The sequence below is a fragment of the Pseudomonas sp. ICMP 8385 genome (genome assembly GCF_002699915.1).
Lineage (GTDB): Bacteria > Pseudomonadota > Gammaproteobacteria > Pseudomonadales > Pseudomonadaceae > Aquipseudomonas > Aquipseudomonas gessardii.
On the sequence record NZ_LKBY01000142.1, the window covers coordinates 1 to 15,745 of the forward strand.

The following is a 15,745-nucleotide window of genomic DNA, read 5'->3' on the forward strand; positions in this document are numbered from 1 at the left end:
CCGGCACGGTTAGCTATCAACCATTTAGTCCGTTGTGGATTTAGTTTTCCCTTCCGCTTTCTACTTCACATATCAACCATTAAATCCGCATACCCCCGGATTATTGGCCCGCGAAGAGGTGATGATCGACCCGGTGGCGCGCGATCATCTCTGGTCAGCGCTCACCTCGCTTGCCTCGGCCCCGATCGAAGAACGCACGCTGACAGGTCTGTCGGTCCTCCTGCAATCGAACGATCTCAAGCGCGCACTGACCCCTTTCTGCCTCGGCGGACCGTTTGGCCGTCTGCTTGATGCGGAAGACGAAGCACTCGGCAGTGCCGATTTCCAGGCCTTCGAGACCGAGGGGCTGATCGGCTCCGCCGCTGCGCCTGCCGTCCTCGCCTATCTCTTTCACCGCATCGAAGCGCGGCTCGACGGACGCCCGAGCCTCATTATCGTCGATGAAGGCTGGCTTGCCTTGGACGACGCGACCTTCGGATCGCAACTGCGCGAATGGTTGAAGACGCTGCGCAAGAAGAACGCCTCCGTCGTCTTCGCCACCCAATCGCTCGCCGACATCGACGGCTCGGACATCGCGCCCGCCATCGTCGAAAGCTGCCCGACACGCATCTTCCTGCCGAACGAGCGCGCCTTCGAGCCGCAGATCGCCGCGACCTATCGCAATTTCGGGCTCAACGACCGACAGATCGAGATCGTCGCCCGCGCGACGCCCAAACGCGACTATTACTGCCAGTCGCGCCGCGGCAACCGGCTCTTCGCTCTCGGCCTCGGCGAAGTCGCGCTCGCCTTTACCGCGGCCTCTTCCAAAGCCGACCACGCCGCGATCGACGCGATCCTCGACAAACACGGGCGTGACGGTTTTGCCGCCGCCTGGCTCGCCCGGTGCGATCTCGGATGGGCGACCGAACTGCTCGGTCCTTCCGACGCCGTGATCGAAGCCACCCCATCCGCAACCCCAGAAGCCAACGACGACAAGGAGAAGACTGATGTTCACGACCAAGACACGTAAACTGGCAGGGCGCGCCGCCGCAGCCCTGTTGCTGTCGAGCGCGATCGCAATGACCCCGGCGACCGCGCCGCCCGCCCACGCATTCTTCGGCGGCGGGTTCGGCGGGATCGTCTACGATCCGACCAACCATGCCGAGAACCTGCTGACCGCCGCCCGGACGCTGGAGCAGATCAACAACCAGATCGCCCAGCTCCAGAACGAAGCGCAGATGCTGGTCAACCAGGCGCGCAATCTCGCGAGCCTGCCATATTCGTCGCTGTCGCGACTGCAGTCTTCGGTGCAGCAAACCCAGCAGCTCTTGGACGAAGCACAGCGCATCGCCCATGATGTGGCGACGATCGACGAAGCCTTCACCCAGGATTACGGCGCGGCAGCCGCGCGCGGCGATTTCGACGACATGATCGCGGGCGCACAGGATCGCTGGCGCACTTCGGTCGCCGGTTTCGAAGACGCCCTCAAGGTGCAGGCAGGCGTCGTGGGCAACATCGAAACCGCCCGCACCGAAATGCAGGCGCTCGTCGGCCGCAGCCAGGCCGCGACCGGTGCCTTGCAGGCGACCCAAGCCGGTAATCAACTCCTCGCATTGCAAAGCCAGCAGATTTCTGACTTGACGGCGGCCATCGCCGCGCAGAACCGGGCGCAATCGCTCGAAGCCGCGCGTGTCGCAACTGCCGAAGCGCAGGCCCGCGAGAACCTCACGCGCTTCCTCGATTACGGCTCCGGCTACGAGCCGACCACCGTGCGGATGTTCCGGTAAGCCGCGATGAAGCTGACCGCTGAGACCACGCTGAAAGCCATCGCCATCGCCTTGGGCGCCATTGCCGCGCTCATGGCGGCGATGGAACTTCAGCGCGCGTTGGAAGTGGAACGGATGGAGCGCCCCGCCGTGGTCTCGGACGATCCGTTGCGTGAGACCTTGCAACACTGCCGCTCGCTGACCCCGGAAGCCCTTGAAGCCGACACAGAGTGCCAGGCCGCCTGGGAGGAGAACCGCCGCCGCTTCTTCGGCACGTCCACCGACAATTCGGACCCGGAGTAGGTCATGGACGGAGTCGGCGTCATCGATCGGTTCCTGGAGGTCTTTACGACCTATATCGACAGCGGGTTCGGCCTGCTCGGCGGCGATGTCGCCTTCCTCGCGACCACACTCATCGTTATCGACGTCACGCTCGCCGCGCTCTTCTGGGCCTGGGGGGCGGATGACGACATCATCGGTCGCCTCGTCAAGAAGACGCTCTTCGTCGGCGTCTTCGCCTATATCATCGGCAACTGGAATGCGCTCGCGCGCATCGTCTTCGAGAGCTTCGCAGGTCTCGGCCTCATCGCCACCGGCGGCGCGATCGGTGCGGGCGAGCTCCTGCAGCCGGGCCGGATCGCCGCTGTCGGGCTTGAAGCAGGGCAACCAATCTTGGAGTCCATCGCTGACCTGATGGGCTTCGTCTCCTTCTTCGAGAACTTTATCCAGATCTCGATCCTGCTCTTCGCCTGGATCGTGGTCCTGCTCTCCTTTTTCATCCTCGCGATCCAGCTCTTCGTGACGCTGATCGAGTTCAAGCTGGCGACGCTCGCGGGCTTCATCCTCGTGCCCTTCGGCCTCTTCAACAAGACCGCCTTCATGGCCGAACGCGTGCTAGGGCTCGTCATATCGTCCGGTGTCAAGGTGCTCGTGCTTGCCGTCATCGTCGGCATCGGCTCGACCATCTTCGGCGAGTTCACTGCCGGTTTCACCGGCGAACCGACCATCGAGGATGCGATGGCCGTCGTGCTCGCGGCGCTCTCGCTGCTCGCGCTCGGCATCTTCGGCCCCGGCATCGCCAACGGCATCGTTTCTGGCGGACCGCAGCTCGGTGCCGGCGCGGCGGTCGGTGCCGGCCTCGCAGCAGGCGGCGTGGTCGCAGGTGGTCTCGCGGGCGCGAAGATGGCCGGGGCCGCCGGTGGAGCCGCCCTGCGCGGTGGATCTGCCGTTGCAGGCGGTGCTTCGACTGCCTTCGGGATCGGCGCAGCCTCGGGCACGTCCACGGCCGGGAAAGCCGCGAGCGCCATGGCCGCAGTCGGCCAGGCCGGAGTCAACACAGCTGTCAGCCCGCTCAAGCGCGCTGTCGGCGACAGCTACCGCTCCGGCTCACGCGCTGCCTTCGAAGCCACCGGCGGCAAGTTCAGCAATTCCCCGTCATCCATGCCGACCCCCGCCAATGACGGTCCGCCCGCCTGGGCGCGCCGCATGAAACGTCAGCAGAGCCTGCAACACGGCACCGCCGTTGCCGCCCACGCCATCCGCTCCGGCGATGGCGGCGGCGCGGGCACTGCCATCAGCCTTTCGGAGAGATCATGAAATTCAAGAGAACCAGCGTGCGATACGCCAAGACCCCCGAACCCGTGACCCCTTACCGGAAGGCCGCCCAGGTCTGGGACGAGCGGATGGGTTCGGCCCGCGTCCAAGCCCGCAATTGGCGGCTCATGGCCATCGGGTGTCTCGCCACGACAGCGACCTTTGGCCTCGCGCTGGTTTGGCAATCCACCCAAGGCACAATCGTCCCTTATGTGGTCGAGGTCGATAGACTTGGGGCAGCCCAAGCCGTGGTACCGGCAACCGCCAACTACCGCCCAACCGATCCGCAGATCGCTTTCCACCTCGCACGCTTCATTGAGAACGTCCGCGAGGTTCCCGCCGATCCGATCGTGCTCCGCGAGAACTGGCTCCGCGCTTACGATTTCACCACCGATCGCGGGTCCGTCGCGCTCAACGACTTCGCCCGGGAAAACGATCCCTTCGCCCGCGTCGGCGAGGTCCAAGTCACCGCCGAAATCTCCAGTGTCATCCGGGCTTCTGACAACAGCTTCCGCGTGGCCTGGACCGAACGCCGCTACGTGAACGGGCAGCTCGCCGTCACCGAACGCTGGACCGGCATACTCAGCGTCGTCGTCCAACCACCCCGCGACGCCGACCGCCTCCGCAAAAACCCTCTCGGCGTCTTCGTCCACGCCATCAACTGGTCAAGGGAGAACGCCCAATGAATGATTGCATCATACGCAAAACCTGCATGCCCGCCAGACTTTCCATCACTACACTTCTCGCCGGTTCGATGCTGGCCGGGTGCGCCACCTTCAAACCGCCTGAGATCAGCTACGATGATCCGGTCGCCGCAACGCTGGTTGCTGAACCGGCGCGCCCAGTCCGGATCGTCGAGACACCCGAGCCTTTACCGCTGCCCGGCCAGCTCATGCGGGTCGATGCCGACGACCGTCCGGCAGAAGCTGCGGAACCGACCGAGCGCGTGACCAACGCCAATGCCGCCGCCCGGATCGAACCGGTGCGCGACGGCTTCATCAACGCCGTCCAGCTCTATCCCTACAGCTCCGGGGCGCTCTATCAGGTCTACACCTCACCCGGCCAGGTCACGGACATCGCGCTACAGACGGGTGAGAGTCTCGTCGGCGCCGGCCCGATCGCCGTGGGCGACACAGCACGCTGGATCATCGGCGATACCGAAAGTGGCTCCGGCGACAGCCGCCGCATCCATGTGCTCGTGAAACCGACCCGGCCCGATCTCGTGACCAATCTCGTCATCAACACCGACCGGCGCACCTATCACCTCGAACTGCGCGCGACGCCGCAGGCCTATATGGCCTCCGTATCCTGGCAATACCCCGAAGACGACCTGATCGCGCTTCGGCGCCAGAACGATCGTGCAGAGACGAGCCTTCCCATCGGGCGCAATGTCGATCTCGACGATCTCAACTTCCGCTACCGGATCACCGGCGACCGCGCGCCCTGGCGGCCGCGCCGCGCCTTCGATGACGGGCGGCAGGTCTTCATCGAGTTCCCGCGCGGGATTGGCCAGGGCGAGATGCCGCCGCTCTTCGTGATCGGACCTGAAGGGGACGGTCAGCTCGTCAATTACCGTATCCGGCGCAACTACATGATCGTCGATCGGCTCTTCGCCGCCGCCGAACTGCGGCTTGGGGATCGCCAGCGGGTGGTGCGGATCGTGCGGACGGACGGGGTCCAGCGAAGCACCCAACGCGAAGAGCGCGTGGTGTCCGCCTGGCGTCCCGATGAGGACCGCTGACCCATGACCGGAACTGAAGATCAGCAACAAGACGACCGCGCCGAAGAGCCGCCACGCACCGAACAGGACATCGCGAAGGAACTCCGCCTACGGCCCGATCCGCCGCGTGTCATGCGGCTCTCGCGCAAGGCGATCACGGTTCTGGTCGTCGCCGGTGGGCTCGGCATCGGCGCGATCCTGATCGGAGCCTTGCAAGGCTCCGATCCAGGCGATGGACCTTCCGAACTGTTCTCGACCGAACGAGTCCAGGAGGCCGAGGGCCTTTTGGGGCTGCCGCGCGACTACGCGTCGATCCCACGGCTTGGCCCACCGCTACCGGGTGAGCTCGGGCGTCCGGTTCTGTCTGCGCAGCGGCGCGGTGAGCCCGTGCCCGTCGTTCCTGCGACCGGTCCTGCCGTCGATCCGGAAGAACAACTGCGCTTGCAAGAGGCCGAAGCCGCGCGGCTCGCGACGCTCTTTGCCGACGCGAGATCGAGCGGCACCGGGGCTGAAAGGCCACAGGCAGCCCCCGTTGCGGCCGCGGCCACCGGGCTACAAGGTCTCTTCCCGGCTTCTGCCGATCAGGCACGGAGGCCGGACACGACGGAGCGACAGGAAGCCTTCCTAGATCGTGAGGTCGATAGACGAACCACCGCCGCAAATCGGCTACAATCCCCGCCGAGCCCCTACGTCCTGCAAGCGGGATCGGTCATCGAGGCAGCGCTGCTGACAGGCCTGCGCTCCGACCTTCCGGGGCAGATCACCGCGCAGGTCACAGCGAACGTCTATGACAGTCCCACCGGGCAATTCCTGCTGATCCCACAAGGCGCGCGCCTGCTGGGCGAATATGACAGCCGCGTGGAAACCGGTCAGCGTCGTCTGCTGCTCGCCTGGACCCGATTGATCCTACCCGACGGTCGCTCCATCGTCCTCGAACGCCAGCCCGGCACGGATCAGGCCGGATACGCCGGGCTCGAAGACGGTGTCGACAATCACTGGGGCCAACTATTCCGCGCGGCGGGTCTGGCGACCATCCTCAATATTGGGCTTGAGACCGGCGAAGATGGCGGCGACGAGATCGCCAAGGCAATCAGAGACGGCACGCAGGACACGATCGGACGCGCCGGCGAGGCCATCGTCCAGCGCCAGCTTCAGATTCCGCCGACACTTACGATCCGGCCAGGATTTCCGGTACGCGTGATGGTGACGCGCGATCTAATCCTCGAACCGCAAGGAGATGCCCGATGAGCAAGTTGAAGCTAGGCGACATTCGCGACGACAAGCCCGTCAAGCTGACGATCGAGCTACCAGCGCAGGTGCATCGGGATCTGACAGCTTATGCGGAGATTCTTGCGGCTGAGAACGGGCGCAAACTCGAACCGGCCAAGCTCATCGCGCCCATGCTGGAGCGTTTCATGAAGACCGATCGCGGGTTCGCTAAGCTCAAGAAAGAGAACCGTTCGTCTTTGCTTCGATCTTCGCCAGACTGATGAATCGTCGAAGTGCCGGGTTATCGTTTTCTGGAAGCCATGTCAGAGAAAAAGGAGTTGGCTCACCATCACCCCCAATGGGAACATAGGTGACATTAGGGTAGGTAATCCCTCTACAGTGCTCGTAGACAAATGTGATGCCCAACCCCAGACCGACCAAACCCATGATCTCTTCGCGACTCAGCCGATTTCGGTGAACGAGTTCTGATTTTGCGAAAGCCGCAACGTGCCCTAGCCTGTGTGTATCGAAAGCCGTAAATGGCTCCGTCACCCAAAGAACATCAGAAGCCTCATTCAACTCTTCCCAGAGTATTTGATGACGTTCAGACCATTCGTGGTCCGTCGAGACCGCAAGAAGCATCCGCTCGCGCGAAAGTAAAACACTGTCTTCGACACTTGGCTTTGGCGCACGTGAAGTGATGATTGCGTCCACGAGGCGTTGGTTCAATAGAGTGGAGAGTTCGTTGCTGGACGCTCCAATCACCTGAATGGCGACATCGCAATGGGCTTCGATAAAAGCCGAAAACAGGTTTCGCACGGGTCCGCCGGAAAGGCAGGCTGTAATGCCAACGTCCAGTTTTCCAGTCATAGCAGTCCCAGCCATAGAGGCGGATTCTAGAGCGTCCTGAACCCCGGCAACAAGCATCCGGGATTGTGACATAAAACGCCATCCAAAAGGCGTCAGGCGCACTCCTGTCGTACGCCTTTCAAAGAGCGACAACCCAAGCATTTCCTCCAATTTCTGAATGCGTCTGCTCAAAGACGGTTGGCCAACGCCAATAGCCTCTGCCGCTTTACGAATGCTACCTGCCTCGCAGACAGACAGAAAACACTGCAAGTCAGATATACAAAGAGGTATGCCAGAACTCGGTTCCCCTGCACCTAATTTAAGGCGTCGAGACACGATGCAATCCCGCAACAAATACTAACTCCACCCCGTTGCTGCACGACTGGGGAGGGCGACAGGACGCGACGACTCTAGCTAGGAGATGCGCCACGTCACCGGAGCGAGTGGCGCGCGCTCTGAGTTTCGCTGCCACGATCAAACGACCCCGAGGATGACCATGGCCAGAACCACTTGGACTATCCACCCAAGGACGAAGGTCAATGTCCGAGCGACCGGAATACCCAGCGTGTAGACGACAAAGTGCGCCAGACGGGCGAAGAAGTAGAGCATGCTGAGTGTGATCGTGAGGCTAGAGGACAAATTCAGGGCGACGACTCCCAACACCAGAGCCGCGAAGATCGGAAAGTTTTCCATCGCGTTTTGATGGGCCGCCGTCGCGCGCTGCGCCCAGTCCGACAAGGGCTTATGCTCAGGGTTCGGATTTCCCAGCGATGCTGGTATCCCGATTACGGCAAAGCGGTTCAAGACATAGACCATCCAAAACAGGGCAGTCATGAGGCCAGTTGCAGCCATCCAGTGGATTTCAGTCATTATTGTTTCCTTTCGATGACGAGATCAGCCTGAAATGCGGGTCGCTCTAGCAACCCGATTTCAGGGCGGCGCGTTTTCCGGCCGATCAGGTGAGATGCCCCAAGTGGCCCCGTTTGGCCCAGATGCGACAGCCTGACGGGGATTGGATGGGCAATTCTGCCCCAGCCGGGAACCGCAGCCATGTGCCCGCGCCGCATAGGGTGTCGCCGTAAAGCAGCTCCCCTTCGATGACGAAAATCTCTTCGCCGGAAAAATCGCCGCGGTCAGCCCAATTGGTTCCTGGCGCAAGCCTCTCTGAAACGACCGTCTCGGACACATCCTGATGGAGCTGCGCGCGGGTCAGACCGTCCGTTCCGGTTGGCTCATATGCGAGGTCGTCAATATGCTTGTGGACGGTCTGGCGATCATCTTCTTGGAACTGGCGCAGCTTCACAAAAATCGTGCATCCATCCTTCGTGAAGGGCGCGTGCTTGCTGCCCGGAGGGTTGCGCACGTAACACCCGGTGCGGAAATCCCCGTCACCATCAGAAAACACTCCTTCAAGCACCAGATATTCTTCGCCCATGTCATGGGTGTGTTCCGGAAACGCACTTCCCGGCGCATAGCGGACCACCGAGCTTGCCCGGGCAACTTCGGCCCCGTCGCGTTCCAGAAAGCGGCGGTCAACCCCGGCTGTCGGAGAAGGCGACCACTCTTGTTCAGCAGAATGAACGATGGCCGGTTGAGAAAGATCAGTGTTTACACTCTCTGGTACACTGTACGTCATGATGAAGTCCTCAGAATTTCTCAGTCGCAGGGCGCATGTCGAATTCATGTGTCCAGGCTTTGGGGGATTGATTGATCAGCTGCAGATAGGCCGTCGCGATCGCGTCAGCGTCGAGACAATCTTCTTCCTTGATGTTGAAGCGTTCCTGGGCTTGGGGTCCCCAGATGATGCCATCGAGCACGGAATGCACGACGTGGATCCCTTGCGGGCCAAATTCGCGGGCAAGGGACTGTGCCAGGCCACGCAGCGCGAACTTCGCTGATGCGAAGGCTGCAAAGCGCGGATTGCCTTTGAGAGCCGCTGTTGCGCCGGTGAAGATCACTGTGCCGCTACCTGCAGAAACCATGCCGGGCAGCACGGCCCGCGCCGTGATCATTGCACCGAAGCAGGTCGACACCCAAGACGCCTGGAACTCCTCTGGTGTCAGTTCCAGAAAGGGTTTCGGGATGAGCTGCATCGCGTTGTAGATCAGCACCGTTGCAGGGCCATCCTGCCCGTCAATCAGCTCAATCGCCTTTTCGACACGCGCCTGATCGCTCAAGTCGTAAGGCAGGTGGGTGTAAGACGCGCCGAGGTCTTCTCCCTCAAGGCTGCTTTTCCGGGATAGGCCGTACACGTTGTAGCCATCCGCGATCAGCGTCTTTGCAATCGCTGCTCCAAAGCCCGGCGCCATACCGGCAATGATCGCAGATTTCTTTTGTTGTGAATCGTTCATGTTATTTCTCCTTGATCAGTTTCAGGCCTTGGCGGTCGGACGTTCAGAGACGCGCGCGTGCCACGCCGCGAGATGCGTGCAGTCAGCCGGGATCGAAATGCCAAACAGACCCGCAAAATCGACACCGCAGAGCGCCGTAATGTCGGCAAAGCTGAACGTGTCGCCAGCGACGAAGTCCCGTCCCTCCAGCTCTTGGTCTAACCAGCGCATGGTCTCTTCAACGCGCGGTTTGTTCGCCTCGCCCCATTCTTTATTGCGATAGCGATCCGCCTCGCCCAAACCGTCAGTGGCGTGATGGAAAAAGGTCGTGGCCGCCCCGACCAGGCCTTCTTCGACCCGCCGTTGCCACATCGCGACCAAAGCCTGGTCCTTCGGTGTTTTGCCAAGCAAAGACGGCTCAGGCTGCGTAGCCTCGAAGTAACGGGCAATCGCAACAGCCTCAGAGATGACCGCGCCGTCGTCGAGCTCGAGGCAGGGTACGGCTTTGAGCGGATTGAGCTTGGTGAAGCCCTCACTGTACTGCTCGCCCTTGAAGACATCGACCTGAGCGCAGTCGATATCGATCCCCTTCTCAGCAAGGAAAATTCTGATGCGACGTGGGTTCACTGCACCAGTGCAGTCATAGAGTTTCATGGCAGACCTCAAATTTAGACTAGGGTTGCATGGACTGTAGCGGTCAGGCTATTGATAGAGAAATTGCATCTCAGAATATGACCAATAGTTGGTGGCTATAAATGAACCTCAACCAGCTCCGATATGCCTCAGCGACTGCGGCCGAAGCTTCGTTCACCAAGGCGGCTGAACGATGCCATGTCACCCAGCCAACCCTTTCCAATGGGATTGCGCAGTTAGAAGAAGAACTCGGCGGAGCCCTGTTCGATCGCACAACCCGCAAAGTGAACCTGACCGCCTTTGGCAAAGACGTCTTACCGCTGATCGATGCAGTGCTTCAGTCGCAAGGAGAGTTGCAGGCCCGGGCAAAAGCCTTCTTCGATCCACAACATCAATTGCTTCGTATTGGATTGTCACCGCTGATCGACATGCGCCTCCTGACACAGGTAATTGCTCCATATCGAACAGAATTTCCCGATGTCGATGTCTTCTTTAAGGAGTGCTTTCTGGATGATCTGGATGCCCGTCTGGAAAAGGGGCAGATTGATGTGATGCTCTGCCCGTTTCTGCCGCATGAGCCCACGGCGCGCAGCACTTTCAGCACCGAGATTTACACAGAAGAGCTGCGATATCTTCCAGCCCGGTCGTCTGCCATGACCCAGGTTGATGAGGGTGCCGTCCTACTTTCACAGATCGCAGATGACACGTTCATTCTATCCTATGACGGATGCGGTCTGGCCAATGCAACGCGATCCCTTTTCTCCAGCGCGGATCTTCAGTTGAAGGAGTATTCCGGGCACACGATGAGCTATCACGTCATGCAGGAATGGGCCGATTTGGGCATCGGGTCCACCATTCTGCCGGGCTCCCGCATTTCGAGGGAGTTTCGGGATAAGACTTGTCGGGTCATGCTGGCGCCACAGCATCCAGCCTTGATCCGCATTGACGCACTTTGGAACCGTGCAGCGACCTATCCCAAACACATCAGCGCGTTCCATCAGCACCTGATCGAACGCGCGCCAAGCCTCGTGCGCGGTGCAGCCGCTGCTTGACGTTCAACCAGCCTTGGGGCGCGGTCATCTACCCCAAGGAACGGGTGATGCGAAACGCGCGACCAGTGCATCAATCGCGACCCGGATTTTGGGTGCATGGTCACGTCGTCGCGGCCACAATAGGTTGATGCTCCGGTCTACCATGTCCGAAAAAGACAACACTGGAACAAGAGCGCCTGATCGCAAGTGTTCACCGGCAAGCCAAGTAGATAGCCGCGCAATGCCATGCCCTGCCAAGGCGGCATCCAGAAGAGCCTCACCGTGATTGACTGTCAAACATCCAGCGTATGACTGCTCGACCATGTCACCGTCCTCAGTAACGAGATGCCAAGGGAGAAGGCGCCCACCATGCTCAAAGAAGATACATCGGTGCGAAGCGAGATCCTCCAGCTTGTCGGGTGTCCCGTGACGCGCGATGTAGGCTGGCGCTGCACACAGGATCGACGTCTGCTCCGCCAGCATTCTGGTGAGAATAGTGGCGCTGTCATCTGACGCGCCGATCCGCACAGAAAGGTCGAAGCCTTCCTCAACCAGATCGACAAAACGATCCGTGAAAGACAAGTTGAGAACCAAACTCGGATATTGAGTCGTAAGCTCCAAAAGCGCTGGAGCAGCCCATAGTCGCCCGAAAGAAACGGGCAAGCTTACTCTCAAAACGCCCGTCACTTCCCTGCGCCGCAAACTCATCGACGTCTCTGCAGCTTCAATGTTTTCAAGAATCTCCTTGCTCTTCAGAAAAAAGACTTTGCCCTCATCCGTAAGCGTGATCGAACGCGTCGTGCGCAGCAAAAGCTGTACACCCAGGCGTTCTTCAAGCCGAGCCACGCTCTTTGCTGCCGCAGACTTTGAAAGGCCCAAGGCCTGTGATGCTGCAGTGAAACTGCCCATCTCTACCGTGTAGACGAACGCAGAAATGCCTTCGACGCTGATAGACGGGAGGAGACGCATAAATTCACGATCCTTTTTCGCAAATGATAGGATAAGAATTCCCAACTAACTATATGAAATATACAATAGGCTGTGCCCAGATGTCACGTGATCGACAACAGATCACCTGCAATCGTGAGGTGCAGATTTCATGAAACAGAAAACGATGAGGGCGTGGGCGCTCAGGGAATTCGGCCTAAGCAACCTCGAAATGGTTGAAACACACAGACCGATTCCATCTGCGACGGAAGTTCTGATACGTGTACGAACAGTCTCGCTGAATTATCGCGACAAATTGGTGGTCGATGGGGCACTTTTGCCGGAACGGCCTAACATGCCATTCATTCCTGTCTCGGACTTTTGTGGTGCGGTCGTTGACGTTGGGCACAACGTCTCAAGCGTCGAGCCTGGAGACCGGGTGATTGGTAACTTCTGGACCGAATGGATTGACGGTCAACCGCCGCGGTCGATGCTCACCCATGGTTTGTCTTTGGGCGGACCTCTGCCTGGTGGGCTTGCTGAATACATCGTCATTCCGGAAGCGGCAGCTGTCAAAGTACCAAGTGATTTGACGGATGCGGAGGCCTCCACGCTCCCTGTAGCAGCACTGACGGCATGGTTCGCTTTCGCCGAAACCGGCAATGTCCGAGAGGGTCAAACCGTTCTCGTCCAGGGCACAGGGGGCGTTGCACTTGCCGGATTGCAGATTGCGCAAGCGATCGGCGCACGCGTAATCGTTACTTCGCGAAGTGAGAACAAACTCACCCAGACGCTCAAGCTCGGTGCTTGGGCTGGTATAAATACGAGTACCCACCCAAACTGGCCCGAAGAAGTTATCGAACTGACCGACGGTGCCGGTGTCGATCACATTCTGGAATTGATCGGCGGCGATAACCTTGCCCGATCTTTGACAGCAGCTGCGCCACAGGGCCAGATATCGCTTGTCGGCTTCCTCGGCGGGATGGATGCGCAGATCAGTGCGATTCCGTTCATGCTGCGCAGAATAAGACTGCAAGGAGTCTCGGTCGGACATCGACGCGCGCTTGAGCGATTGATCAGCTTTGTTCAGCGCAATGACATCCATCCGGTAGTCGATAAGGAATACGCTTTTGAAGATGTGCAAGACGCATTCGCACATCTCAAACACGGCCCATTTGGAAAAATCACCGTCCGGGTCAGCGACTGGCGCGAAGCCAAATCGCAAACGCTCGACGAAGACGTGCTTCACAGTTAGTCAGCTCTCTCAGAACACTGACGCAGTGTTGCAATCAGTAAACCGTTGCAAACGCAGTACAGCGTTAAGTCCGCGGAGCCAGTGGTTTGTGCGGCTGACGGTCCCTTCCAAGGCAACCGCTGACTCTCTCCCGCGATTACCGCTCTCTTCTAAATTGATCGGCTCCGACCCCACCGACAAGTGAATTCTCCAGAAGGGTGCGGCGGCTCAGCGCAAACACATCAGCGTATTCCATCAACACATGATCGAACGCGCACCAGGCCTCATACGCTGAGCCGCCTCCGCTTTACGCTAGCCGGACGTCTCGGCCTCAATTGCGGCCTTCACGGCCGGTCGATCTCCGATCCGTTGCAGATAGGCCTGTAACTTAGGCCAGGCATCCAAGCTGATATCCTTAAAACCCGCCCACCGCGCCACAACGAACAAATAGGCGTCCGCAATCGTATATGTATCTCCCATGATGTGTGTGCGGCTATCTGAAAACCGCGCTTCGATATAGTCGAAACATTTGCCCACCTTGGCAGGAGCCGCCTGGATTTGTTCTTCGGAGGCTGTCGCTGAGAACAAAGGTGAAAAGGACTTGTGAAGCTCGGCACTAATGAAATTCAGAACGCCTTGCAGCTTGGCCCGTTCAATGCTTCCGGACGGAGGGACCAAATCGGCTTCTGGAACGCCGTCTGCAATGTACTGAATGATAGCCACACCTTCGGTAATGACATCGCCGGTATCCAACGCCAGCGCTGGAACATAGCCTTTTAAGCAGATACCGAGGTAATCGTCGCCGGATTGAGTTTTCTTGGTCTGAAGATCGACGAGATCGAGTTCAAATTTCGCGCCCACCTCGCGCAGGATGATGTGCGGGGACAATGAACACGCACCGGGGGAATAGTAGAGTTTCATTTTAGGCTCCATGATTTCAGAGGGGTTGAACTGAGCTGGGAACGGCCTCACGCGATGCCGACGATCAGGTCGGCCATCAGATCGGCGGTCTTCCTGTGCTTCAGAAGCGGTGCGGCCTGATTTGCATAGAGCGAGAGGAACTCATCACCCCCTGCAGCGATGCTTGCTGCGCGCAGCGGCGCCACGAACCATGCCTGGACTGGAAACGGCGGGAGCTGAGCTGCCACGGCCTGCATGTCTTTGATCAGACGGTTGGACATGCCCCTGGCAAGTCGCCCGGTATAGGCACGTGTCAGTTCTGAACTGGCAGAGCGATCCGAATACAGTGCCGCCCGATGTTGATCCACCGTGCCGGATTCCGCGCAGGCCAGGAACGCCGTGCCCAATTGCGCGGCCCCCGCACCGAGGGACAACGCCGCCTCGATGCCCCCGGCATCCACAATCCCACCCGCCGCAATGACCGGTTTTGAACACATCTCTGAGATAACACGGGTAAGCGGCATGGTGCCCATCAAGCTGTCCTCGGCCCGGTCCAGAAAGGACGGCCTGTGCCCGCCCGCTTCGAACCCTGTGGCGAGGATCACATCGACATTTGCAGCTTCGAGCGCTTGCGCCTCGGCTAATGTTGTTGCGGCCCCCACTGTTGTGATGCCCCGGGCCTTGCAATCTGCCAACACGCGGGCTGGCGGTATTCCAAAGACGAAGCTGAACACATCCGGTTGTGCTTCAAGGATTGCCTCCACCTGCTCCTCAAAGCTGGGGTGGAACCGCGGCGGTTGCTCTGGTTTGGGAAGGTTGAGCTCACGATAAAGCGGTTCAAATAGGCGCCAAGCCCGATCGTAGGCATCAGTGGAGTAATCCCGTGCCTCTGGATCGTGATCAGACACCCAAAGGTTCAGCGCGAAAGGGTTGCTGGTCTTCTCCCGGATTTCAGAAGCGACACCCAGAATGCCTTCGGCTTCCAGATAATGCACACCAAATGACCCCAAGCCGCCGAGGTTAGAAACGGTGGAAACCAGCTCCACGGTCGAAAGCCCGCCACCAAAAGGGCCTTGAATTATAGGATGTTTGATCTTCAGCAGATCCAGGGTTTGCGTGCTTTGCATGAGTTTGCCTCCATCCGAGTTACGCACCAGATGCAGACTAGATAGGTCCAACGTTACATCTTGTAATTAGCTTTCCTCAGGTTACTCTTATTTTGAAGTTTCCAGTGCGGATTCCACGGCCATCCGGCCACCTATTCCATAAACATCCGGCCACTGATTCCACGATGATCCGGCCACCCATTCCACGCTCATCCGGCCACCCTTAAGGCAGGCAGCAACGCAGGATTATTCACTACCATCGACCTCTTTTATCGAAGCAGAGAGGTCGTCGTGGAGCGTTTATCCATGCGTAAAATTCGAGAAGTGCTACGTCTCAAATTCGAGGTCGGCCTATCTGCCCGCCAGGTCGCTGGAAGCTTGCAAGTAGGCCGAGCCAGCGTCGGTGAGTACCTCAATCGCTTTGCTGCCAGCGGCCTGACCTGGCCCTCTGCGCTGACTGACGCCGAG

17 protein-coding genes and 2 pseudogenes are annotated in these 15,745 nt (G+C 59.5%); 11 read left to right on the forward strand and 8 right to left on the reverse strand.

Annotated features, from left to right (window positions below; all coding sequences use genetic code 11):
• Window positions 1-97: 97 nt before the first annotated feature.
• The 8 genes and pseudogenes from AO268_RS28330 to AO268_RS28365 all read left to right on the forward strand — a co-directional run.
• Window positions 98-1,009, forward strand: a pseudogene (locus AO268_RS28330) (TraG/VirB4 family ATPase); the annotation flags it as partial.
• A complete protein-coding gene (gene trbJ / locus AO268_RS28335) occupies window positions 987-1,766 on the forward strand; it encodes a P-type conjugative transfer protein TrbJ (RefSeq protein ID WP_099170561.1) in 780 nt (259 codons plus the stop codon). The pseudogene AO268_RS28330 and the gene trbJ, both read left to right, overlap by 23 nt.
• Before the next feature lie 6 nt (window positions 1,767-1,772).
• Window positions 1,773-2,048 (forward strand): putative entry exclusion protein TrbK-alt, encoded by a 276-nt coding sequence (trbK-alt, locus tag AO268_RS28340; protein ID WP_025825443.1) that lies wholly within the window; start codon window positions 1,773-1,775, stop codon window positions 2,046-2,048.
• Window positions 2,049-2,051: 3 nt separating this feature from the next.
• Window positions 2,052-3,341, forward strand: coding sequence for a P-type conjugative transfer protein TrbL (gene trbL / locus AO268_RS28345; RefSeq protein ID WP_099170562.1), 1,290 nt, complete (start codon window positions 2,052-2,054; stop codon window positions 3,339-3,341).
• A complete protein-coding gene (trbF, locus tag AO268_RS28350; RefSeq protein ID WP_025829577.1) occupies window positions 3,338-4,024 on the forward strand; it encodes a conjugal transfer protein TrbF in 687 nt (228 codons plus the stop codon). The genes trbL and trbF overlap by 4 nt, the downstream gene beginning before the upstream one ends.
• A complete protein-coding gene (trbG, locus tag AO268_RS28355) occupies window positions 4,021-5,079 on the forward strand; it encodes a P-type conjugative transfer protein TrbG (RefSeq protein WP_099170564.1) in 1,059 nt (352 codons plus the stop codon). Before trbF ends, trbG begins: the two co-directional genes overlap by 4 nt.
• A gap of 3 nt (window positions 5,080-5,082) precedes the next feature.
• On the forward strand, window positions 5,083-6,306 hold the full coding sequence (locus AO268_RS28360) for a TrbI/VirB10 family protein (protein ID WP_017516413.1): 1,224 nt from the start codon (window positions 5,083-5,085) through the stop codon (window positions 6,304-6,306).
• Window positions 6,303-6,548, forward strand: coding sequence for a DUF2274 domain-containing protein (locus AO268_RS28365; RefSeq protein WP_017516414.1), 246 nt, complete (start codon window positions 6,303-6,305; stop codon window positions 6,546-6,548). The genes AO268_RS28360 and AO268_RS28365 overlap by 4 nt, the downstream gene beginning before the upstream one ends.
• On the opposite strand, the gene AO268_RS28370 is transcribed toward AO268_RS28365, so the two are convergent.
• The 5 genes from AO268_RS28370 to AO268_RS28390 form a co-directional block, all read right to left on the reverse strand.
• The gene (locus tag AO268_RS28370) at window positions 6,502-7,452 is read right to left on the reverse strand and encodes a LysR family transcriptional regulator (RefSeq protein ID WP_161795745.1); all 951 of its coding nucleotides are present in this window, start codon (window positions 7,450-7,452) and stop codon (window positions 6,502-6,504) included. The two genes, AO268_RS28365 and AO268_RS28370, sit on opposite strands and share 47 nt — an antisense overlap.
• A gap of 138 nt (window positions 7,453-7,590) precedes the next feature.
• Window positions 7,591-7,986, reverse strand: coding sequence for an MAPEG family protein (locus AO268_RS28375; RefSeq protein WP_017516415.1), 396 nt, complete (start codon window positions 7,984-7,986; stop codon window positions 7,591-7,593).
• Between the two features lie 85 nt (window positions 7,987-8,071).
• Window positions 8,072-8,752: a cupin domain-containing protein gene (locus tag AO268_RS28380; protein ID WP_081596628.1), complete on the reverse strand. Its 681-nt coding sequence runs from the start codon at window positions 8,750-8,752 to the stop codon at window positions 8,072-8,074.
• Window positions 8,753-8,762: 10 nt separating this feature from the next.
• Window positions 8,763-9,467, reverse strand: coding sequence for an SDR family NAD(P)-dependent oxidoreductase (locus AO268_RS28385; protein WP_017516417.1), 705 nt, complete (start codon window positions 9,465-9,467; stop codon window positions 8,763-8,765).
• 21 nt (window positions 9,468-9,488) lie between these two features.
• Window positions 9,489-10,100, reverse strand: a complete 612-nt coding sequence (locus tag AO268_RS28390) for a glutathione S-transferase family protein (protein WP_017516418.1) — start codon at window positions 10,098-10,100, stop codon at window positions 9,489-9,491.
• Window positions 10,101-10,201: 101 nt separating this feature from the next.
• Here AO268_RS28390 and AO268_RS28395 point away from each other — a divergent pair, with 101 nt between their 5' ends.
• A complete protein-coding gene (locus AO268_RS28395; protein WP_017516419.1) occupies window positions 10,202-11,131 on the forward strand; it encodes a LysR family transcriptional regulator in 930 nt (309 codons plus the stop codon).
• A gap of 24 nt (window positions 11,132-11,155) precedes the next feature.
• On the opposite strand, the gene AO268_RS28400 is transcribed toward AO268_RS28395, so the two are convergent.
• Window positions 11,156-12,079, reverse strand: coding sequence for a LysR family transcriptional regulator (locus AO268_RS28400; protein WP_017516420.1), 924 nt, complete (start codon window positions 12,077-12,079; stop codon window positions 11,156-11,158).
• 130 nt (window positions 12,080-12,209) lie between these two features.
• On the opposite strand from AO268_RS28400, the gene AO268_RS28405 reads away from it, so the two are divergent.
• Window positions 12,210-13,292 (forward strand): zinc-dependent alcohol dehydrogenase family protein, encoded by a 1,083-nt coding sequence (locus AO268_RS28405; protein WP_052261069.1) that lies wholly within the window; start codon window positions 12,210-12,212, stop codon window positions 13,290-13,292.
• A 291-nt stretch (window positions 13,293-13,583) separates the two neighbouring features.
• Here the strand turns inward: AO268_RS28405 and gstA are convergent, their stop codons facing one another.
• Window positions 13,584-14,192: a glutathione transferase GstA gene (gstA, locus tag AO268_RS28410; RefSeq protein ID WP_017516422.1), complete on the reverse strand. Its 609-nt coding sequence runs from the start codon at window positions 14,190-14,192 to the stop codon at window positions 13,584-13,586.
• Between the two features lie 47 nt (window positions 14,193-14,239).
• Complete coding sequence (locus AO268_RS28415; RefSeq protein ID WP_025828123.1) at window positions 14,240-15,298, reverse strand: NAD(P)H-dependent flavin oxidoreductase; 1,059 nt, start codon at window positions 15,296-15,298, stop codon at window positions 14,240-14,242.
• A 285-nt stretch (window positions 15,299-15,583) separates the two neighbouring features.
• Here AO268_RS28415 and AO268_RS28420 point away from each other — a divergent pair.
• A pseudogene (locus tag AO268_RS28420) lies at window positions 15,584-15,745 on the forward strand (IS21 family transposase); the annotation flags it as partial.